This window comes from Mesorhizobium sp. RCC_202 (assembly GCF_041355295.1).
Lineage (GTDB): Bacteria > Pseudomonadota > Alphaproteobacteria > Rhizobiales > Rhizobiaceae > Mesorhizobium.
The window spans coordinates 98,551-120,904 of sequence record NZ_JBFUPO010000005.1; the positions used below are offsets into that span (position 1 = coordinate 98,551).

The following is a 22,354-nucleotide window of genomic DNA, read 5'->3' on the forward strand; positions in this document are numbered from 1 at the left end:
CTATTTGAGCTTGAAGCCCCGCGCCTTGAGGGCCTCGCCCAGGCGATCACGGCCTTTCAGCGCTGCGGTGCTGCCGATGCGGTTCGACATCAGTTCGGTCCAGTCGACCACAGGCATGGACTGCTCCTGCTGAAAGGAGCGAAGCGTCTGGTTGTAGGCTGCCAGATCGTCCGGATGCTGGCCTGATTGGTAGCGCTCGCGATGCAGCACCAGATGCTGCGGCAGTCTGGGTTTGACGTCCGTTGCGGCCAAAAGATCGGGATAGCCGACGGTCAGGCCGAACACTGCGACGGTTTCCGGCGGCAGGCCAAGCTCACGCGCTACATCCTGCGGATGATTGCGCATGGCGCCGATGTAGCAGGAGCCGAGCCCGAGCGCATCGATGGCCACCACGGCGTTCTGCGCGGCAAGTGCTGCGTCGATCACGGCCAGCAGAAAGCTCTCCTGATAGTCGAGCCCCTCGCCCGCCCGGCCATTCGCCTCGGCAATGGCGCGCAGCCGTGACAGGTCGGCCAGCCAGACCAGCAGCAGCGGCGCCTGCTCAATATGGCGATTGACCGCCGCCAGTCCGGCAAGGCGCGCCTTGCGCGCCGGATCCTCGACCGCGATGACGCTCCACGCCTGGAGATTGGACGAGGTCGGCGCCGACTGGGCGGCAGCGACGATCAGTTCGAGTGTCCCTTCGGGCAGAGGCTTGGCGAGATAATTGCGGACCGAGCGATGCGAAAGGATCGCCTCGAGGGCTTCGTTCCAGTTGCCGGTGTGCGCGCTTTGCGGCGCTCGATAACGCCGCCTTAGTGCTGCTTCACCACGCAGGTCGGCGTCGGAAGGGCGGATGCTGAAGGCGGCCGGCTGTGACATCGTCTAGACCCCGTTGCGCAATAGCGGAAGCAACTGATCACCTTGCCGCTTGATCTCGGAAAGATACGGCGTGTCCGAGAGCACGAAATGCGTGATGCCCAGATCCCGGTACTTGCCGAGCGAGCTGGCCACGTCGGCGGCCGAGCCGACCAGCCAGGTGGTGCCGGCGCCGCCGCCGCCATATTTGCCCGGCGCGGTGTAGAGATTGTCGTCCAGCACCTCGCCACGCGCATGCAGATCGAGCAGGCGCTGCTGGCCCACCGCTACCGCCCGACCATGATCGTTCCAGCCGGCGCCCTGGCGCTTGGCCATTTCGGCGACCTTCGCCTCGGCGTCCGCCCAGGCCTGCCCGGTGGTGTCGCGGACCAGCGTGGTGACCCGCAACCCGAATTGTAGAGGTGGGAGGTCCCGGTCAAGTTCCCGGCTCAAGGCCTTGAGCCGCTCGATCCGCTCCCGGACGCCGTCGAGCGGCTCTCCCCAGAACAGCTGGACGTCCGCCTCGCTGGCCGACACCCGCTCGGCCGCCTCCGACGCGCCGCCGAAATAGAGCCTGGGATGGCGACGGTTCCCACGGACAGGGATGCGGGGCATGACGGTAGACCCGGTGACCTGGAAGTGCTCGCCGGCGAAGGTCACGTTCTCTTCGGTCCAAAGTCTGCGAACCAGCCGCATGAACTCTCTGGTGCGGGCATAGCGATGGTTCTGCTCGCCTTCGCTGTCGCCATAGGCAGCGAGGTTGTCCTTGCCCGACACTATGTTGATACGCACGCGACCGCCGGTCAGCTGGTCGAGCGTGGCGACGGCGGATGCGAAGTGCGCCGGCCGCCAGTAACCCGGGCGGATCGCGATGAGCGGCTCGAAGGAGGTGGTCCGCGCGGCGAGCGCGGCCGCGACGGTAAACGTGTCGGGCCGACCCCAGCCGGTACCGATCAGCGCGCCCTTCCAGCCGTGTTCCTCAAGCGCCTTTGCGTGGCTGGTCAGCGTCTCCAGGCTGTTGTGGTCCTCGACGGTCGGCTCGCCGCGGTGACCGGGATCGACCTGGTTTGGGATGTACCAAAGAAATTCGGTATCAGCGCTCATTGTCGGGCCTGTATTTTGGCCGGGCATGGAGGTCAATGGCAGGACCTTTCGCTCCGTTATATTTCGATGCTCATTCAATGGGTGGCCCCGAGCATCGCTGGTACCTTGTGAGGCTGCGGTGCATAGCGGCTTTCGGGCCTGACAAGGCCGAGATGGTCGCGCAGCGTGCTCCCCTCATATTCGGTGCGGAACAGGCCGCGCCGGCGCAGGATCGGCACCACCGTATCGACAAACACTTCCAGTCCGGTCGGCAGAACGTCCGGCATCAGGTTGAAGCCGTCGGCGGCGCCGGCGACAAACCATTTTTCGATATCGTCGGCGATCTGCTCCGGCGTGCCGACGATGGTGCGGTGACCGGTGCTGCCGTTGAGCGCCCGGATCAATTGCCGCACAGTGAAATCATTGCTGCGGGCAAGCGCCAGCGTGGCCTTGAAGAAGGTGTGGCCGCCATTGGCCGGCAGCGGGATGGCATCCGGCAATTTCTCGTCGAGCTTCAGCCGCTCGCGATCGATGCCGAGCACGCCGGACAGCCGCGTCAGGCTGTAGTCGAGCGGGATGCGATCCCACAGCTCTTCCTGCCGTCGCTCCGCTTCGGCCTCGGTGCTGCCGATGATGGTGGCTAGGCCGGCGAGATTGAGCGGCACGCCACCGGTGCGGCCGTAAATCTGGGCGCGTGTCTTCAGCTCTTGTGCATAGGAAAGCGCTTCTTCAAGGGATTGCGAGGCCGAGAAGACGGCTTCGGCGTGGCGGGCCGCGAGGTCCTTACCGTCATCGGAACCGCCGGCCTGGACGACCACCGGATGCCCTTGCGGCGAACGCGGCACATTGTGCGGCCCATGCACCGAAAAATGCGCGCCCTTGTGCTCGATGGCGTGAACCTTGGCGGCATCGACGAAGCGGCCGCCGGCGACGTCGCCTATGAAGGCATCGTCCTCCCAGCTGTCCCACAACGCCTTGACGATTTCAGTGAATTCGGCCGCCCGCTCGTAGCGCCGGCCATGATCGATCGCACCTGTCAGGCCGAAATTGCGGGCCGAGGCGGGATCGGCCGTGGTCACGATGTTCCAGCCGATGCGCCCGCCGCTGACATGGTCGAGCGTCGCGAAGCGTCTGGCGATGTTGTAGGGCTCGTTGAAGCTGGTCGATGCGGTGGCGATCAGGCCGATGCGCTCCGTCGCGGCGGCTATCGTCGCCAGCACAATCGTCGGTTCCAGCGATGTGATCGGCCGATAGTCAATGCGATCCGAGATTGCCGCCTGGTCGGCAAGGAATATAGCGTCGAGCTTGGCACGCTCGGCGATCTTCGCCACCCGCACATAGTGATCGACGGTGAAGGCGGCATAGGGGTCGACGCAGTCCATCCGCCAGGCCGCCGGCGAAAAGCCGGCATGCAGGATGTTGACGTTGAGATGGAGTTGCCGGCTGCTCATCGAAAGACGCCAGGCTCTGGGTAAGCGCCGGTCAGATACCAGGTGCCGACGGTGCGGGTCTTGTATTCGGCGGGGTTGTGCAAGGTGTGAATGCGCGCATTGCGCCAGAAGCGGTCGAAGCCATATTTGCGCACGGCCGAGCGGGCGCCCATCACCTCGAATATCTCGGTCGTGACTTCCAGCGCGACATTGCCCGCCAGCACGTTGGCCGCGGCAACCGCAACTGCCGCCTCGCCGCGCTCTTGCTCGGTTAGCGCCTTGCCGCGGGCAATCGCATGATCGATCGCCGCCGCCGCGCGATCGGCAAGCACCGTCGCCGCCCGCGTCTTCACCCAGAGTTCGCCATACTGCCGCTTGATCCACGGATCATCGATATGGCGCTCGACGCCGGAATACATCCACGGCCGCGAACTGTTGATCGTGTAGTCGCGTGCCGCGAGCAGCGCGCCCTGGGCGGTGCCGATGAAGACATTGAGCAGCACGCTTTGCTGCTGCAGCGGCCCGATGGTACGGATCGGCAATGACGCGTCGACCCAGCCGCGCACCAGTTCGCTGTCATGGATCCTGACGTCCTCGTAGGCGACCTTGCCGCTGCCGGTCTGCGTCTGGCCGATGCCGTCCCAGTCGTCGAGAATGGTGATGCCTTCACGGTCCGCGGGAATGGCCGCGAACTTCCGCTCGCCGCTGACCTCGTCTTCCCATGAGGTCGAAAGATAGTCGGCGACATGGGAGCCGGAGGCGAAGGGCTTGAAGCCGTTGACGATCGTCCACTCACCGTCCTTGCGGCCGAACAACGTTTTCGAAAAACTGTTGCCAGTATTGCCCCAGAACCAGTCGCCGGCAGCCGAGCGCCGCAGCAGATCGGCCGAACGCGGTTCTTCCGAATTGAGCCTGGCGGCGATCAGCGCGCTGAAATGGTAGCCGTAGATGTGGCCGATCGAGCCATCGACCTTGGCAAACTCCCGGCCGATCTTCAGCGCCGTCGAATAGGGCTCGCCGGCGCCGCCGAATTCCTTGGGGATGACGATGGTGAGCAGGCCGCTTTCCTTGAGCAGGCGAATCTGTTCGCTCGGCCTGCCGCCAAGCTGGTCGCGCTCGATCGCGTCGCGCGCAAAGATGTCGCGAAGCTCGACCGCCTTGGCGATCCATGGATTGGAGATGTCGGGATCGAAGGTCATCGTGTCACTCATGCAAATGCGGGAAGCCGTGGCGCTCGGCAAGCAGCGCAAGAATGCGCCTGGTGTCGTCGGAGAAGGCCTTGCCTTTGGCCGTCGGCAGGTCAGTGGGCGGATTGCTGCCGATGACGAGCACCGGCAGCGACTGGTGCCGTTCGCCAAGAGCGTCGATCACCTTGCTTCTCGGCCTTGCGAACGGGACGCGCTCGACGTCCAGTCTGGCAGCGATATCCGGAAAGGCAGCGAGCAGGCCTTCGACCTGGTTGCAAAAAGGACAGACGAAGGTCCGGCCCGGATGCTTTGGATCGGCGAAACCCGGCTGGATGAGAAAAAGCGTGTCGCGCGCCATTGCCGGCCTATTCCGCAGCCGCCGCGGCATGCCGCGAAAAACGGTTTGCCGGCCGCTTCAGGCCGAGATTGTCGCGCAAGGTGCTGCCTTCGTACTCGTCGCGGAACAGGCCACGGCGGCGCAGTTCCGGCACCACCAATTCGATGAAATCCTTCAAGCCGCCGGGCATGATCGGCGCCATGATGTTGAAGCCATCGGCGCCGTAATTTTCAAAGCGCTCTTCCATGGTGTCGGCGATCTGCTCGGGCGTGCCGACCACCTGCCAGTGGCCGCGGGCGCCGGCGATACGCAGATAGAGCTGCCGAATGGTCAGATTCTCGCGCCGCGCCAGATCGATCACCAGCGCCTGCCGGCTCTTGCCGGCATTGGTCTCCGGCAGGTCCGGCACCGGCCCGTCGATCGGGTATGAGCTGAGGTCGAAGCCGCCGGCCAGCGCCGACACCAGACCGAGGCCGACTTCCGGCTGGATGAGATCCTGCAGCTGTTCGAATTTCTCCCGCGCCTCGGCTTCGGTCCGGCCGACGACCGGGAAGATGCCAGGCAGGATTTTCAGATCATCCTCCGAGCGGCCGTATTTGCCGAGCCTGCCCTTGACGTCGGCATAGAAGGCAGTGGCTTCGTCGAGCGTGATCTGCGCGGCAAAGATCGCTTCCGCCGTGCGCGCCGCCAGCTCCTTGCCGGGGCCGGACGCGCCGGCCTGGACGACGACCGGATGGCCTTGCGGCGTGCGCGGCGTGTTCAGCGGACCGCGCACCTTGAAGTGCTGGCCCTTATGGTTCAGCACGTGCATTTTGTCCTTGTCGAAATAGTGCCCGCTTTCTCTGTCGCGCGGGAAGGCGTCATCCTCCCAGCTGTCCCACAGGCCAAGCACCACGTCGGCGAATTCTCCGGCCCGATCGTAGCGGTCGCCATGCTGGATATGCGTGTCGTGGCCGAAATTGAATGCCGCGTCCGGATCGGACGAGGTGACCAGGTTCCAGCCGGCTCGCCCGCCGCTTAGATGGTCGAGCGATGCGAACTGGCGGGCCAGATTGTAGGGATCGGAATAGCTGGTCGAAGCGGTGGCGATCAAGCCGATGTTCCTGGTCACGGCCGACAGCGCCGACAGCAGCGTGATCGGCTCGAACGGATAGACGCCGCTATGCGCCTTGCGGCTGGCGGCTTCGAGATTGCTCAGCCGCGCCGCGACGCCATCGGCAAAGAAGATGGCATCGAATTTGGCCGCTTCCGCCAGCCTGGCGAGGTCGACATAGTCGCCGAGGCTGGTCCCCTCGCCTGCCGCCGGATGGCGCCATGCCGCGACATGGTGGCCGGTGAAGAGAAGAAACGCTCCAAGCTTGAGCTTGTCCTTGCGCCTGGCCATTTGCGAGACTCCTCAGCGATACAGCCCGCCGACCGGGAATTCCCCGGTCAGCAACCAGGTGCCGATGGTGCGTTTCTTGTATTCGGCCGGATTGTGCAGCGTGTGCGTGCGCACGTTGCGCCAGAACCTGTCGTAGCCGTTGGCCTTGGTCGCCGAGCGGGCGCCCATGACCTCGAAAACCTCGCTCGACGCATCGAGGCCGACTTGCCCGGCATAGACATTGGCGGTGGCGAGATCGATCGCCGTCTCCCCACGCTGCTCCAGGGTCAAGCCCTCGCCCTTGATATAGGCGGCATCGAGGCTGCGTGCCGCCACATCGGCGAGTTCGGCCGCAGCCAGCGTGCGGATATAGAGATCGCCATATTTGCCCTGAACGAACGGGTCGTCCGTGTGCTTCTCATAGCCGGAATAGACCCAGGGGCGCGATTGCGAGTTGGTATAGTCGCGGCCTTCGCTCAGCGCTCCCTGGGCGCTGCCGACGAACAAATTGAGCAGGACCGCCTGCTGGAACAGTGACGTCAACGTCTGGAATGGCGTCAGCGGCACCGCAGGCGACCCGATCAGCTCATCGTCGCCGACATGCACGTCCTTGAAGGTAACCTTGCCGCTGCCGGTCTGGCGTTGGCCGACGCCGTCCCAGTCGTCTTCGATGACGATGCCTTCGCGATCGGCCGGGATCGCTGCTGCCAGCCGGTCCTGACCGTCCTCCCAGGCGACCTGGATGTAGTCGGCGATGTGCGACCCGGAAGAGAACGGCCTGAAGCCGCTGAGAATCCAGCCCTTGCCGTTGCGCCTGGCCGACGAGCTTTTCGACATGGCGTTGCCGGAATTGCCCCAAACCCAGTTTTCCCGGGCCGAGCGCGTCAGCAGCTGGTCCTTCTGCGCCTCCGTGCCGCGAAACAGCACGCCGTTGAGCGGCAGATGATGATAGCCGTAGAGATGGGCGAGCGAGCCGTCGGTGCGGGCGAATTCGCGCACCACGCGAAGCACCGACAGCCAGGACGCGCCCTTGCCGCCATAGCGCTTGGGAATCTGCGCCGAGGGCAAACCACTTTCCTTCAGCAGCCGAATCTGTTCGAGCGGCCGCCCACCGGCCTTGTCGCGCGCCACCGCATCCCGGTCGAAGATATCGCGCAGTTCGACCGCCGTGGCGACGAACGGGTCGGAGAGGTCAGGGCTGAAGGTCATCGGCGTTTGTCCATGGAAATGCGTCTATTCCGCCGCGATGGTCTGCGCCGGCCGCCAGACGGCAGAGGCATAGGCTTCCTCGCCGAATTCCGCCGGATGGCTGCCGGTTATGCGGCTCTCATGGTTGTCGAGATCGGCGAGGAAAAGATCACGGCTGATGCGGGCGACAACGGCCGGCACGTCGCGCCGGATCGACGGCACATCGCCGATCGGCAGGCCGAAACTGACGAAGCCGCCGGGATTGAAGACATGGATGTTCCTGAGGAACGGCGCCTCTCCCGGCGCCTTCTCGAGGAATTCATGACCGAGACCGAGATAGGGATGGGCGCCGAAAAATTCGTCCAGTTCGCCCTCCGCCGGCGCATACTGATCACGCCACAGCCGGATGGAGGCGGCGAAATCGCCAAACTCAGGCTTGCGCGTCGGGTCGGCGAAATAGCCGGTGCCGGCAATGACGAAGTCAAAGGCAAATGTCTCGCCTGCGATATCGGTGACGACCTTGCCGCCATCGACATCCGCATGTGTCCAGGGGGCGCCGAGATGCAGGTGGAAATTCTTGTGCTGCACCACCCGTGCCACCGCATCGGGCGGTGGCGTCGAACCGGCCTCGCGAAACCGCAACGCCTGGCGCCAGCGCACCGCATCGGGCAGACGCGGATAATTGTCATAGGCGCCGGGATAGCCGCGAACGCGGTTGATCGGCACGCTGGCGATACTGGTGCGCCTGGCGAACAGATGCACCGATTTCGCGCCGGCCTCAAGGGCAGCCCCGGCCGCATCGAAGGCCGAAGCGGCTGATCCGACGACAGCGATCGCCTTGCCCTTGAGCGCGGCAAAATCAATTGCCGCCGAACTGTGCGCGACAAAGCCCCGCGGCAAGGCGGCAAGTACCGCCGGTATCACTGGACCGCCGCTGCCGCCAAATCCATTGGCCAGAATGATCTTGCGCGCCGTTTCGACCGATAGCCTGCCTTTCACTTCGAGGCGAAGGCGAAAGTGCCCGTCAGCCGGCTCGATACGCAGGAGACGTGTGCCGTAGCGGATGCCGATGCCGAGGAACTCGCGGTACCATTTAAGGTAGTTCGCCCAATCCGTCCGCGTGATGCGGTCGAAGCCGGCATAGGCTTCCGCACCGTGGCGAGCTTCATGCCATGACTGAAAGCTCAAGCCAGGCAGGCCGAGTTCCGGTCCCGGCAGGCTCTTTGGCGTTCGCAGCCGGTTCATCCGCGCATGAGTGAGCCAGATGCCGGCCTTGCTCTCATCCGGCGCCGCATCGATGACCGTGACCTTGCCGATGCCGGCGCGCCTCAACGCGAAGGCAAAGGTCGAGCCCGTCTGTCCGCCGCCGACGATGAAGACATTGTGGTCGATGCCTTCCCGGTCCGGCACCCAATTCTGCGGATCGGGGCCGATCAGCCGGAGTGTTTCGCGGGCGTGAAGATCTGGATCGGACGGTAAAGCCATTTGGGTTCCGGCTGAAGTTCAAGCGTTGCGCCAAACTCCGCCCCGGTCGGCAAACAGTCCAGAAATGTCTGCTTTGATTGGCCGGTAGTTTTTTTCACTTGCATTGCAACGACGCGCTTTCACCGCCGACCGAATGGGCGGTGGTGTGGCCTCCCTGAAGCCGGAGCATCTTTTGATATTGCAGCGAGCGCAGGCACTGTTACGGCTCCCGCACAATACGTATGGGTAGCCGGGCATTGGTGTCGAGGACATCAGCAGCGCCGCGTGGGATCAGCTTTGTGTGACGTCCGCCATCTGGCAGACGGCAGATCGCGGATACACTGGCGACGGCCCTCGCGAGATAAGTCAGCGCAGCTATTCAAAAGGCGTCCCAAGAGTGCCGTCGGATACTCCGTCGCAAGAACGGATATGGACGAGAAGGAGAACTTTCGTGTGCAGTTTTTGCACACAAATCCTCATAAACATTTGATTTTATTTATCTATCTTCCCCATCCATCATCGGGGCTATGGCAATCGTCTTCTTCATGGGCCTATTTCATCGCCGCCGAGGGTGTCACAGTCAAACCCTTTAGCGCGGTCTATCGTATTCTCGTTTGATTTCAAATAGTTCGGGAGAGAGGGACAAAAGTCCCCTCGCCTTGGGGACCTTTTCCAGATTCACACTTTTTGTTAAAAAGCAATAGTCCGACTTTAACTTTCCACAAACAAGAGTAAACTTTTTATTGCTCATTTCCATGAGCGGGAGGCGTACAGGCAGTCATGCCTGTTGGAGAGGGGCGGGGTTGAGTATGCCCTCATTGTCGATCCTTGGTGCCCGCCGTTGGTGGGCCACCGATGCGCGTAGGACGCATCCGCCTAGAATTGCCTGACGGGGCAAGAAGCGGAGGATTAGCGGCGGCTCCTCCCTACCCCTCTACCCCCTAAGTGAATCCGAACTCCAGTTTCCATTAACGATGGCGTTCAGCGCCGGCTCTGGCCGGCGGATGTGCGTCCGTGCGGCCGGTTGCCGGGGCGTTGGGCCGATAGAGCGCCAGCCGCATTGAAACCAGGGAGAATTTTGCAATGGCACTCGACATCACAGCTCAAGACATCATCATCGACGAGACCGCCGGCTTAACAGACGACGATATTAATCCGGCCGTAGCGCCATACAACACCAACACTACGCTGCAGTATCTCGAGACTCTCGGTTCCCCGATCGAGACCGCCTACAAGGCCGACTTCGTGCAGGCCACTGCGGACGCCGGCGAAACCATCACTTCGATCGTCCTCACCCAGGACTCCTTCGGACATCCGTTTTCCGAAACCGTCGGCGTACTCAGCGACATTCAGACGGTCGATGGCAACTATGTCTGGCTGTTCCAGGACCCGAACAACGCAGATGTCGTGATCGGCGTCATTGGTACCGATGACCCGACCGCCGAGCCGGACCCGGCAACTGCTCCGCTCGCCTTCTCGTTCGCGCTCGATCCCACCAGCAACACCAATGCGGACCTCTACCTCGTCCAGTATGTGGCGTTGCTGAATCCGGATCCGACGCAGCCGGACAATGACCTGATCAATTTGCAAGACAAGGTGTTCGCCTCGGTCTCGGGGACCACCGTGGTTAATTTCAGCCAGCTTGGTGACGCACCTTCTGGACACAACAATTGGTATATCCTCGACGCCGACGTAGCGAGCTCGCAGAAGATTCTCGTGACCGCTCATGACAATGGCGTACAGGCTGAAGTCAACGTCAGCACGCAAGGCTTGGGTGTCGCATCTCAAGACGTGCGCTTTGGCCGTGAGCTTCAGATCGACCTGATCAACGGCGGGACCCAGAGCGCGGGCAAGAACTTTACCGACACGCCACTCGCGCCTGATTACGGCAGCCACATTGAAACCGTCTCCAGCGCCGGCTTCTCGGTTTCGCAGTCCACGCCGACCGGCACTGTGGCTGACATCGAGATCCACGCCTATAATAATGACGACAACGCGGAGGGCGCCGCGCTCCCCGGTGATGACAACGATACGGAGATCAATATCACCGGAGTGACCTTCAAGCTGAATGGCGTCACGATGACAGCCTCGGACTTGGGCATCACCGTTGATCTCACCGGCTCCGGATTGATCCTGCAAGATGTCGGCGAAGGCGTGACGGTCGATTTCACGACCGCAGGCGGGGTTGGCGGAACCTTTGACCGCTTCACCATCAAGAATATCGACACGGAGAAGGACTTCTTCGATGTCAAGGAGGTGCACTTTGGTGGCGAAACAACCAACGCCCACAACGAAGAGGTCGGCTCCTTCATCAACTTCGACGACGACGGGCCGACGGCAGGCTTGACCGAAGAAAGCGCCACGGTGCTTCATGACGAAACGGCCGGCGTCGACCCCGCTTCTGACGATCAGCCTCTCGCCTCCTTACCAGGCGCCTTCTCCGGGCTCGGCACGGCTATCGGCTGGGCAGCCAGCGCATCCGCCGTGGTCACACCCAGTTCGAGCTTCGGCGCCGACGGCCCGGGCACGGAGACATTGTCGCTGGACGTCAGCGGAGCGAATGCCGATTCCGGCTTCGATTCGCTCGACGGTCACAACATCCTGCTCAACGTCGAGGGCTGGCTCGTCGTCGGTCGCGTCGACGCCGACGACAGCGGCACTGTCGATAGTAACGACGCCGTCGCCATCGCGATTTCGATCGACCAGAACGGCATCCTCAGCATCGCGCAATACATCGCCATCGCTCACTCCAATACCCTCGATCCCGACGACGTGCAGACCATGAATGACGGCGCCCTGCTGGCGAAAGTCACAGCCACCGACGGTGACGACGACAGCGACAGCACCAGCATCGCCATCGGCGACAAGGTGCAGATCAGGGACGACGGGCCGAGCATCACGGCAAGTGGCAACGAGCCGACCCTCACAGTCGACGAGACCAGCCTTGGCAACAACGCCGCCGATTTCTCGGTAGCCTTTACTCCGAGCGCCGGTACGGATGGTGACGCCATCGTCTATACGCTCGGCATCGACCAGGTCACCAATGTCAGCGGCCTGACCGACACCTTGACCGGTCAGTCGGTTCTGCTCTTCGTCGAAGGTGGCGAGGTGGTCGGTCGCGCCGGCTCAGCCGCGGGCGCTGTCGTATTCACGGTGAGCGTGGACGCCGACGGCAACGTGACGCTCGATCAGCAACGGGCCATCATACACTCGCCTGAGACCGGACCCGATCAGGCAGCGACTTTGGCAGCCGACAATCTCGTCACTTTGACGGCGACCATCACCGACGGCGACGGCGATCAAGCCGAGAATAGTGTGAATATCGGCACAAGCCTCATCTTCAAGGACGATGCTCCGACGATCACCGTGCCATTCGATGGTGATCAGAACGCCGGCAACGGCACCGGGACGCACGAGACACTGGCCAACACGCTCAACGCGTCGGCCACCGGGGCCTTCGGTTACGATATCGGCGCGGATGCCCACCCTGCCGCCTACTACGATGCCACGCATTCCGACTTTGTCGATCAGAATGGCGGGCTCGCCGGCGTCCAGATCGGGCTTACCGGCACGGTGAGCGGCGTCAACCCGGCGCCTACGGCTCTCCTCTCTCAGGAGGTCACGCTAGCGTCCGAGAGTGCAACATCCGCGACCTTCAATTTCACCTTCACCTACGACAAGGACCCGGCGGCTGGCGACCAGCCGGGCACGGCCAGCGGCACCCTCGTCTTCGACAAGGTCAACGCCACTTACACCATCACCCTGACCGATCCGCTCGAGGGCTTCAGCTTCGACGTCATCCACACCGCCGAGCTCCTATCCAAACAGCCCACGAGCAACTCGGGCCACCCGCCGATCGTGCTGGAGAAATTGCAGGCGGATGACCCGACCACGCCGGTCGACGAGGACTTCTACGTCCAGTTCACCGGCAATCTGGTCGACAAAACCCATCCGTTCAGCTTGACGGGCAATGGCGAGGGCTCGTCTACCGACACCTCGTTCAACTCGCTGCCGACGGCCGGCACCCACGACATGGTGAGCAACACCCATGAAACCTGGGTGTCTGCAACCCAGAGCACCAACGGCGTCGCCGGCGACACGATCCAGAAAGGCGAACTGCTGACCTTGCGGTTCTTCAACGACAACGTCGGTATCGCGACCGAGGCGCTGCAAACGGCGCAGAACACGGCAACTGCTGGCACCATGGCTATTAAGTTCGACGGCATCGGCAACAGCGAAGACCTTATGCTGATCCTCGACCTGACCGACGGCACCAACTCGATCACGAAGGCAATATACGTGCCGAACTCCGCCATTTTCAGGACGGGCCAGGTACCATCCCCATATAGCGGCGAGTTCAAGCTCGACAACAACGACGGCCTCGTGGTCATCGAGCAGAACGACTATAACACGGGCAGCGAACACTACGTGATCAAGGGCGTCCAGATCATGCAGTCAGGCAACGGGATCACCGGCACGGCGATCACCCTGAACGGCGCGACCGGCTCCGGCGGCGCCAGCACTGGAACCCACATCTTCGATCCCGTCGACAACGACGTGCTGAAGATCACGGATATCGGCTTCACCTCGACGGTGAGTCAGACCCCGGATGCACACCTCAATTTCGCGTTCCAGGTGGCGGACGCGGACGGAGACGTGACTCCGACCTCTCCGGACATGGCGCACATCCTCGTCGACATCGCCTGACACTCGATCAACGGGGGCGGCTATAGCCGCCCCCGTTACCGTCGCCGGCCGCGCGCAACTGGGCGCCCGGCCGGCCATTAGCAAAAGCATCAAAGTGGGGTATGCGTGATGCAGCCAAGACCGCAATTCCAGGAGGTGATGCGTCTGGCGCGTCACCAGGCGCCCGCGCTTCTCCTTTTCAGCCTGCTTGCCAACGTTCTCCTGCTCGCCAGCACCGTCTACATGTTGCAGATCTACGACCGCGTGCTGTCGAGCGGCTCGTTCGACACGCTGCTGTGGCTCACCCTGGCCGTCATCGGCGCGATCGCCGTCTACGGCCTGCTGGAACATGCCCGCCGGATGATGCTGGGGCATATCAGCCAGTGGCTGGACGACCAGCTCAGCGTGCCGGTGATCGAACGCGCCATGGAGGCCCGCTTGGCCGGCAGCGGCCTCGAGGCTGGCCTGAAAGACGTGTCGGATTTGCGCGGCTTCATTGCCGGCGACGGCATACTGACCTTTCTCGATGCGCCATGGACACCCGTGTTCCTGGCATTCATGTGGTTTCTGCACCCGGTATTAGGCCTGCTCGGCCTCGCCGGCGCCGTATTGATGTTCTGCTGCGCTTTAGCCAATGATCTCCTTACCCGCCGCAAGGGGCAGGAGGCGGCGGCCGGCCTGCGCCGGAGCCAGGCCGTCGTCGGCCAATTCGTCGACGGCGCCGAGACGTTGCGCTCGCTCGGCATGTCGGAGCCGGCGCTGCTGCGGTGGGAACAGAACCAGCAGTCGCTGACGACCTTGCAATCCCGGATTTTCCACCGCACCACCATCATCGGCAGCCTGTCGCGCTCGCTGCGCCTCGCTCTCCAGGTGGCCGTGCTGGGAGTAGGCGCCTACTTCGTCCTGCGCCGCGAATTGACGGGCGGCTCGATGATCGCCGGCTCCATTCTGCTCAGCCGCGCACTGGCGCCGATCGAGCGCTCTATCGGCGCCTGGCGCAGCCTGGTCAGCGCACGAACGGCGCGCCGCAACCTGATGAAGCTTTTTGCCGACACACGGTCGATGCAGCCAAGCAGCGTCAGGCTGCCCCGGCCGCAAGGCCGGCTGAAGCTCGAGAACCTCCACTACCGGCCGCCAGGAACCTCGCAGGCGCTGTTGAACGCGATAGGCTTCGACGTCGAGCCTGGCCAAACCTGTGGCGTGATCGGCCCGTCCGGATCCGGCAAGACCACGCTGTGCCGATTGATCGTTGGAGCGCTGCAGCCCTCGCTTGGCCATGTCAGGCTGGATGGCGCCGAGGTGTGCAACTGGCCTTCGGACGAACTTGGCCAGCATGTCGGCTATCTGCCGCAACAGATCGACTTGTTTCCGGGAACAATCGCCGAAAACATCGCGCGCCTGCGTGACGTCGACAGCGAGTCGGTCATGGCGGCAGCGCAGCTTGCAGGCATCCACGAGATGGTCCTGCGGCTGCCGAACGGCTATCGGACCGAAGTCGGACCGCACGGCGCCCGGATTTCGCGCGGCCAGCGCCAGCGTATCGCGCTGGCCCGGGCGCTGTTCGGCGATCCGCCCCTTGTGGTTCTGGATGAACCGAACACCGGTCTCGATGGCGAAGGCGAGGTCGCGCTGTTCAACGTGCTGCAGCAGCTCAAAGAGCGAGGCCGCACAGTCGTTGTCATCAGCCACCAGACCAATCTTCTACGCACCGCCGATCATGTCGTCTTCCTCCGCGACGGGGCCGTCGCGATGTTCGGCCCGCGCGACGAGGTGCTCGGCTCGCTGGCAGGCCAGCCCAAGCGCATCCCGGTGCCGACGGCCATGCGAGACAAGATTGCCGCCAACGTGCAAGCGAAACTGAAGGCAGCGGAGTGAGCCATGGACGACCGATTTGGCGACTTTTCGAGGATGCTGACCGGGCTGGCGGATAATCTGCGCGAGCTGACCGGCAGGCTGACGATTTCCGCCGGGCAACTCATTGCCGCGGCGTCGATCTGGTTCGACGGGCTCGACCAGTCGAAGCGCATCGCCCTGATGGTGGCCGTCGGCCTGCTCTTCCTGCTCCTGACAGCAGGGCTCGTCCGGCGACGGTCGCATGCGGTCCGGATCAGCAGGCGCGATCTCAACCAACGCACGCGGCCCGCGCGCATGCTCGGTTACGTATCATCGATCGTCTTCGTCGGCGGTGTAGCCGCATGGTCGAGTGTCGCCCTCCTGGCGAGCGCCGTCGTCGCCAACGGCGTGGTCAGCCCCGAAGGCTATCGCAAGACCGTCCAGCATCTGGAAGGTGGCATCATCGGGGCGATCCATGTGAAGGAAGGCGAAAAGGTCCGCGCCGGCCAGGTTCTCATCAGCTTGAAGGCAACCGAGGCCCAAGGCCGCTACGACGAGTTGCAGGGGCACTACATCCGCCTGCTGGCGACAGAGGCGCGGCTGGTCGCGGAGCTTGCCGGCCAAACACGCATCGCGTTTCCCAAGGAACTGACGTCGATCGACAGCGAAATCGCGCGCAAGGTGGTCGTCGAGGAACAGGCTCTGCTCGACAGCCGTCTGGCAACCCGCGAGGGGCGCACGCAGATCCTCAACAAGCGCGTCGCGCAGATCGAAGAGCAAAGCACTGGAGCGCGGGACGTCATGGCCGCCGAGGCCGAGCAGCTCGGCCTGATCGACCAGGAGATCGCCTCCGCGCAGGAGATGTACAAGAAGGGCCTCGAACGCCTGCCGCGGATATGGGCGCTGCAACGCTCCCAGGCCGATATTCGCGCCAACCAGGCATCGAACCGGGCGCAGATAGCGAAGAACGACCAGCAGATCGGCGAGACTGAGTTCCAGCTCCTCAACCTGCGTCAGCAGGACAGCGAGAGCGCCAATGAAGATCTGGCCAAGGTGCGCAATGATCTCGCCGAACTGCGCAGCCAACTGCCTTCCCGCCAGGATGTGCTGGCGAGGACGGACATCGTCGCGCCGATCGCCGGAACGGTGATGAACCTGCGGGTAACGACCGAGTCGGGCGTGATCGCCAGCGGCCAGCCGCTTCTCGATATCGTCCCCAACGAGCCCAACCTGATCATCGATTCACGAATCCGGCCGACGGACATCGATGTGCTGCATCCGGACATGCCTGCCCGCGTCGTGTTGACAGCCTATCCGAGCCGGCATCTGCCGCAGATCCATGGCCTGCTCACCTCGGTGTCCGCCGACCGGCTGACCGATGAGAAAACCGGCGAGCCTTATTTCCTCGCCAAGATCAAGGTCGACGCGGCCGAACTCTCGGAGCTGCATGACATCCGGCTGTCCCCCGGCATGCCGGCCGAAGTCATGATCCTGACGGGCGAACACACGCTGCTCGATTACATGCTGGCTCCGGTCGAGGCTTCGTTGACGCGGACTTTCAGGGAGAATTGAGCCAACACAATCCACGACGTTGGCCGGAGGAGCCAACGTCAAAACTCGCCCTGGCCGGGTGGACCGATCGGCCTGCAGGAGCGCCTCGACGCGGCATGTTTCGGCAGAGCGAAACGGGCCGGTACAACCGGCCCATCCTCGATCACTCCTCCTCAACGGCTTCCGGCACCGCATCTGGTAGCGTTTGCGGTCCAACCCGGTCGGCGACGAGCATCGAAAGCATCATCTCGACAAGGCCATTGGCGGCCCCCTTCTCGCCACCGGTAGCGCCGATCTGGATCTGCGGCACGAGCGGTATCCTGCCGTTCTCGATCGCTTCGGCGAAGCGCGTGAGAACCTGCGAGTTGAGCTGATAGTCCGGGCCGCCGAAGGCCGCGACCTTCTTTTCGGTGGCCTCGGCCTCCGCCAGACCGATGGCGCGCACCCTCTCGGCATCCGCAAAACCGGTCGCCTTGATGCGTTCGGCATCGGCAAGCGCGATAGCCTTGATCATGTCGGCCTCGCCCTGGCCGCCGAGGCGCACCTTCTCGGCCTCTGCCTTGGCTGTCACCTGAATGGTTTCCGCCTGCTGGCGGGTGCGGGCGAGTTGCGCCTTGCCCTCGTTCTCGCTGATCTCGATGGTAAGGGCCGACGTCGTGATCTTGGCTTGCTGTTCGGCGAGCGCCTCCTTCTCACGCAATGTGCGTTCCTGAATGGCCGCCTTCTCCTGCAATTTGTAAGTCTCGACCTTTTCGACCGCGATCTGCCGCTCGCGCAGCTGGATCAGGATCTGCTCTATGCTGTTCTGGCCATTGGCGGCACGCGGCGTACCAATCAACACTTCCTGCAGCTCGAGGCTGTAGGTATTGAATTTTTCGCGCATCTCCTCGCCCGATTTGCGCTGGATATCGCTACGCTCCTGCAAAAGCTGGATCAGCGTCTTCGTCTGGGCGATGTTCTTGAAATAAGCGGAGACCATCGGATCGAGCGTTTGTTCGACCAGCCGCTTGATGTCGCCGAAACGCTGCACCACGAGCGGCGCCTTCATATAGTCGATATGCACGACAACGGAGAGCGGCAGCACAGGCTCGAACGCATCCTTGGTGATCAACGACACTTCAGACAGGTTCTCGTCCAGCCTGTGTTCGCCAAACTGCTCCTTCGTCCATTTGAGCACGAAGTTGGTGGTCGGCACGGTGATGATATGGCCGGCATAGGTATTGAACGCATACTTGCCTGGCAGCAGCGGCGTCGACCACACACCGCGTGCGCCGATTTCGACCAGCTCGCCGTGACGATATGCCTGCCCGGATATATCCGTGCCGTGGCGGCCATTATAGGAGACGACGACACCCACCGTGCCGACGTCGATGATGGTCTTCTCGACCAGCTCGACGGTCGCGAAAATGCGATTGAGGAAGTAGCTGCCGTCGGCCAGCACCTGCAACTGCCGGCCACGGTAGCCACCGGCATTGAGAAACTTCTCCGGGTCCTGAAAATTGTTGTGGAAGTTCGGGTCGTTCGGATCGTTGGCGACGGTCGGTGCGATGATCTCGCCGTCCGGCAGAGCCGGACCGTCATGGATGGTGACGATGCCGATCATGTCCTCGGCACTGTGGATGACGACCGGCTCAAAGCCGCCCCGCTCCGAGATCATGCTGGACATATTGGCAAAAAGGTCTTGTTCCGACGCGCTCAGATTGACGGCATAGATCGACTGGGCGGTGAGCACGATGAACTGTGCGAGATTGATGGCGTAGGTACCTTCACGCAAGATCTTGCGCTGCGGTCCTTTCTGTCCGCCTTTTTCAAGAAAGCCGCGCACATCCTGGAAATCATCGGCTTCGGTGTTGGAAGCAAGTGTCTGCGTCGGGGGCAGCGCCTTGCCATCGCGGGCAAAGACATAGCCGATCTGACCTTGCGGGATGGTGACCAGATTGGCGCGATGCATCGAATATTGGAACGGCATGAAGAAATGCAGGCCACCGCGCACCACTTCCGGCTGGTAGCCTGCCTCACGGTTGAGCGCAATGAAGCCATTGCTGACGGAGCCGCGGAAACTCCATAGTTTTTCCAAAATGCCGAGCCTGTCGTTTGGGATGTAGCGGACCACGCCGCTGCGCCAAAACAGGATTGCCAGCACGATGACTGGCACGGCTATCTCGATCGCCGTCCATTTCATCGGCTCGAGATATTGCAGGGCTTCCATTTCTTCTCTCCTCTGGGCGCGCGGGTTCGTTCACCCGGCGGCGACCCGGTTGGTGTTGATTGTTGAAGCGGGGAGATTGCGCAGCGGCACGCTCGACCAACTCAACGGCGTGTCGAACGTTTGGGCTGCTCATTGTATGGGAAAACGACCACCCGTCCCGAGTCCCCAGTGTGGGGAGGCGTGGCCGTGAGCGATCTTACATCGGTGTTGCCTTAACAGACATTACGACAAATGACGTAGGGATCGCGCCTACAGGTTTAAAGATACTTCGAGTGAAAATATTATAAGTACTTCCGACGCTACTTTGAAAGCGTGGCCGTTGGCTTTCAGGAGTTGGCTTCTAGGAGTTGGCTTTAGAAACTGGCAGGGGGCGAGAATGGCGCTTTTGAAGGGTTGGAACCGCCGCCCACGGTGCGGTTGCATTCGGAAACGAACAGCAGCCTGTGCCGCGCCATTGCGGGCACGGCATCTTGATTTCGCGAAGGTTTTTTCGCCTACCGCCGCAGCGCGTAGACGTTTTCTATTGTGCCGCCGCCAAGCGGTAGCGCCATGTCGTCATCGAGCAGCCTGGTGATGCGGGCAAAGCCGATGAAGGCTTTCCTTGCTTCCTCGGCCGACATCTTGCCCGATATCGCCGCCGAGCAGCAATTCAGGGCGCACTGATAGACAGGGCCGCGTCTGCCTGTTGGCCACTTCCGCAAAAACACCATCGCTTCGGAGACGCTATCGACTTCCTCAACGGGGTGCCCTTGCCCACGCGCAATTCGCACTGGGGTAAAGAAATGCAAGCGATCCATGACTAACCTCCCGGCCGACCGCGATGCGATCGAACCCTACTGAACGCACGTCTTGCGACTTGGTTCCAAACAATTTTGGTTGCCGACGGAAAGAGTTCGAAACCTATAGGGTTGCGCCTGGCCAGCATGGCGAGTGAGCTCGATGCAGGCTCGGGTGCAGGCGGATAACGGCGATTCTCATTGAATATCTTTAAGGCGAAAGCCGGCAAATGGTTTGCTTGCCCGTTCCCCGGCGTCAGGCTTACCCTCCACGGTTAACGCGTGAGGGCGCGTTTTGCAAAAGGGGAACACTTGCAATGACCATACAAGGCGCATCGCCGGGCCTCTACAATGAGGATCTGGCTCCAGCTACGGTCCGAAATTGGGGGCCATTCTCGATCTTCAACGTCTGGACATCGGACGTCCACAGCCTCTGGGGCTATTATCTGGCGGCGAGCCTGTTTCTGTTCTGCGGCGGCTTCGTCAATTTCATCGTCGCCATCGGCATCGGCTCGCTGATCATCTACGTGCTGATGAACATGGTCGGCTATGCCGGCGTCAAGACCGGCGTGCCCTACCCCGTGCTTGCCCGTGCTTCTTTTGGCATCTGGGGCGCCAACATCCCGGCGCTGGTGCGCGCTATCGTCGCCTGCTTCTGGTACGGCGCGCAGACGGCCGCGGCATCCGGCGCGATCGTCGCGCTTTTGACGCGGCTGCCATGGTTCAACGAATTCAACCAGACCTCGCATCTTCTTGGCCATTCCACACTGGAAGTGCTCTGCTTCGTCGTCATCTGGGCGCTGCAGCTGCTGATCATCCAGAAGGGCATGGAAACCGTGCGCCGCTTCCAGGATTGGGCCGGCCCGGCCGTCTGGGTGATGATGCTGCTCCTGGCCATCTATCTCTGCATCAAATCGGGGACTTTCGCCTTCACCAGCGATATTCCGATGGACGTGCTGCGCGAAAAGACCACCGATGCCGGCATTCCGGGCGATCCAGGCTCCTGGACGGCGCTCTTCGCGGTGGCGGCGATCTGGGTGACCTATTTCTCGGCGCTCTATCTGAACTTCTGCGATTTCGCCCGCTACGCGCCTGACCAGGCTGCCCTGCGCAAGGGCAACATCTGGGGCCTGCCGGTCAATCTGATCCTGTTCTCGCTGGTCGCCGGCGTCACCACGATCGCCGCCTATGATGTCTATCACGAGGTGCTGCTGCACCCCGACCAGATCTCGGCCAAATTCGACAGCTGGTTCCTGGCCGCGCTTGCGGCATTGACGTTCGCGGTGGCAACGCTCGGCATCAATGTCGTGGCCAACTTCGTCTCACCCGCCTTCGACTTCTCCAACGTCTTCCCGCGCCAGATCGATTTCAAGAAAGGCGGCTACATCGCGGCGGTGATCGCGCTCGTGCTCTACCCCTTCGCGCCATGGGAAGGCAGTGCCGCGCATTTCGTCAACATCATCGGCGCGACGATGGGGCCGATCTTCGGCGTCATGATGGTCGACTACTATCTGATCCGCAAACGCGAGGTCGATGTCGAAGCGCTCTACCGCGAGGACGGCGAATTCCGCTTCCAGGGCGGCTGGCACGTCAACGCCTTCATCGCCGCCGGCATCGGCGCGATCTTCTCCTCGATCCTGCCCAACTTCACCAACTGGCTGCCCGCCTGGTGGGGCGTCTATGGCTGGTTCTTCGGCGTGGCGATCGCGGGTGTCGTCTACTATGTGCTGCGCACGGCCGCACTTGGCGCCGGGGCGCGGACGGCAAAGGCCTGAGAAATAGGGGAGTAAGGGAGTAGGCAAGTAGGCAAGTAGGCAAGTAGGCAAGTAGGGGAGTAGGGAAGAGAGCTTCCCCTATTCCCCTATTCCCCTATTCCCTCACCATCTCCGCCAGCTTGCGCACCGTGTTCCAGTTACGCGAAGTGCCGATGCCGAGACGCTTGTGGTTCATTGCCGCGAGCAGCCGCGATGTCGGGCTTTCGCGCGAAAAGACGACCCAGATGTCGCCGCCGGACGGCAGCATCTTTTCGTCCTCGGCGGCGTAAGCCTGCAGCGCCGCCACGCTCTCCACGGGCGCGGGCTTGCGCATCACCCGCACGGCCACCCGGTCGCCTGCCGCGGCCGAGTCGGACGGGAACGGATTGCCGGCGGCGAGCTTCAGCCAGTCCTCGGCGGTGCGCACGATGATGTCGACATGGCGGCCGAACGTTTTTTCGAAGGCTGTTTCCAGCCGCTGTTCCAGCCTGGCGATATCGGTCGCCCCCGCCTCGAAGACCAGATTGCCGGTCGCCACCAGCGTGCGCGGGTTCTTCAGCCCAAGGCCCTCGGCCATCGCCTTGAGCTCGGACATGACGACCCGGCGGCCCTCGCCGAGGATGATGCTGTAGAGCAGCGCGACATAGGTCTGCACG

General features: G+C 62.6%; 15 protein-coding genes. 4 read left to right on the forward strand and 11 right to left on the reverse strand.

The window, feature by feature from the left end:
- The 8 genes from AB6802_RS13335 to AB6802_RS13370 form a co-directional block, all read right to left on the reverse strand.
- On the reverse strand, positions 1 to 861 hold the full coding sequence (locus AB6802_RS13335) for an NADPH-dependent oxidoreductase (protein ID WP_371010572.1): 861 nt from the start codon (positions 859 to 861) through the stop codon (positions 1 to 3).
- Between the two features lie 3 nt (positions 862 to 864).
- The gene (locus AB6802_RS13340; protein WP_371010573.1) at positions 865 to 1,941 is read right to left on the reverse strand and encodes an LLM class flavin-dependent oxidoreductase; all 1,077 of its coding nucleotides are present in this window, start codon (positions 1,939 to 1,941) and stop codon (positions 865 to 867) included.
- Positions 1,942 to 2,015: 74 nt separating this feature from the next.
- Positions 2,016 to 3,371: an LLM class flavin-dependent oxidoreductase gene (locus AB6802_RS13345; protein WP_371010574.1), complete on the reverse strand. Its 1,356-nt coding sequence runs from the start codon at positions 3,369 to 3,371 to the stop codon at positions 2,016 to 2,018.
- Positions 3,368 to 4,549: an acyl-CoA dehydrogenase family protein gene (locus AB6802_RS13350; RefSeq protein ID WP_371010575.1), complete on the reverse strand. Its 1,182-nt coding sequence runs from the start codon at positions 4,547 to 4,549 to the stop codon at positions 3,368 to 3,370. Before AB6802_RS13350 ends, AB6802_RS13345 begins: the two co-directional genes overlap by 4 nt.
- 4 nt (positions 4,550 to 4,553) lie before the next feature.
- Positions 4,554 to 4,895 carry a DUF3088 domain-containing protein gene (locus AB6802_RS13355; protein WP_371010576.1) on the reverse strand — a complete coding sequence of 114 codons (342 nt, stop codon included), beginning with the start codon at positions 4,893 to 4,895 and terminating at the stop codon, positions 4,554 to 4,556.
- Between the two features lie 7 nt (positions 4,896 to 4,902).
- Positions 4,903 to 6,258, reverse strand: coding sequence for an LLM class flavin-dependent oxidoreductase (locus tag AB6802_RS13360; protein WP_371010577.1), 1,356 nt, complete (start codon positions 6,256 to 6,258; stop codon positions 4,903 to 4,905).
- Between the two features lie 12 nt (positions 6,259 to 6,270).
- A complete protein-coding gene (locus AB6802_RS13365) occupies positions 6,271 to 7,446 on the reverse strand; it encodes an acyl-CoA dehydrogenase family protein (RefSeq protein WP_371010578.1) in 1,176 nt (391 codons plus the stop codon).
- Positions 7,447 to 7,470: 24 nt separating this feature from the next.
- Positions 7,471 to 8,910, reverse strand: a complete 1,440-nt coding sequence (locus AB6802_RS13370) for an NAD(P)-binding domain-containing protein (protein WP_371010579.1) — start codon at positions 8,908 to 8,910, stop codon at positions 7,471 to 7,473.
- 1,062 nt (positions 8,911 to 9,972) lie between these two features.
- Between AB6802_RS13370 and AB6802_RS13375 the strand changes: the two genes are divergently transcribed.
- The 3 genes from AB6802_RS13375 to AB6802_RS13385 all read left to right on the forward strand — a co-directional run bounded on the left by AB6802_RS13375 (position 9,973) and on the right by AB6802_RS13385 (position 16,980).
- Complete coding sequence (locus tag AB6802_RS13375; protein WP_371010580.1) at positions 9,973 to 13,596, forward strand: DUF5801 repeats-in-toxin domain-containing protein; 3,624 nt, start codon at positions 9,973 to 9,975, stop codon at positions 13,594 to 13,596.
- A gap of 108 nt (positions 13,597 to 13,704) precedes the next feature.
- The gene (locus AB6802_RS13380; protein ID WP_371010581.1) at positions 13,705 to 15,450 is read left to right on the forward strand and encodes a type I secretion system permease/ATPase; all 1,746 of its coding nucleotides are present in this window, start codon (positions 13,705 to 13,707) and stop codon (positions 15,448 to 15,450) included.
- 3 nt (positions 15,451 to 15,453) lie between these two features.
- A complete protein-coding gene (locus AB6802_RS13385; protein ID WP_371010582.1) occupies positions 15,454 to 16,980 on the forward strand; it encodes an HlyD family type I secretion periplasmic adaptor subunit in 1,527 nt (508 codons plus the stop codon).
- A 142-nt stretch (positions 16,981 to 17,122) separates the two neighbouring features.
- Here the strand turns inward: AB6802_RS13385 and AB6802_RS13390 are convergent, their stop codons facing one another.
- On the reverse strand, positions 17,123 to 19,168 hold the full coding sequence (locus AB6802_RS13390; protein ID WP_371010583.1) for an SPFH domain-containing protein: 2,046 nt from the start codon (positions 19,166 to 19,168) through the stop codon (positions 17,123 to 17,125).
- 494 nt (positions 19,169 to 19,662) lie between these two features.
- Complete coding sequence (locus AB6802_RS13395) at positions 19,663 to 19,965, reverse strand: DUF982 domain-containing protein (protein ID WP_371010584.1); 303 nt, start codon at positions 19,963 to 19,965, stop codon at positions 19,663 to 19,665.
- A 296-nt stretch (positions 19,966 to 20,261) separates the two neighbouring features.
- On the opposite strand from AB6802_RS13395, the gene AB6802_RS13400 reads away from it, so the two are divergent.
- A complete protein-coding gene (locus AB6802_RS13400) occupies positions 20,262 to 21,719 on the forward strand; it encodes an NCS1 family nucleobase:cation symporter-1 (protein WP_371010586.1) in 1,458 nt (485 codons plus the stop codon).
- A gap of 94 nt (positions 21,720 to 21,813) precedes the next feature.
- Here AB6802_RS13400 and AB6802_RS13405 read toward each other — a convergent pair whose 3' ends face one another.
- Positions 21,814 to 22,353: a DUF1697 domain-containing protein gene (locus AB6802_RS13405; protein WP_371010587.1), complete on the reverse strand. Its 540-nt coding sequence runs from the start codon at positions 22,351 to 22,353 to the stop codon at positions 21,814 to 21,816.
- Position 22,354: the final 1 nt, after the last annotated feature.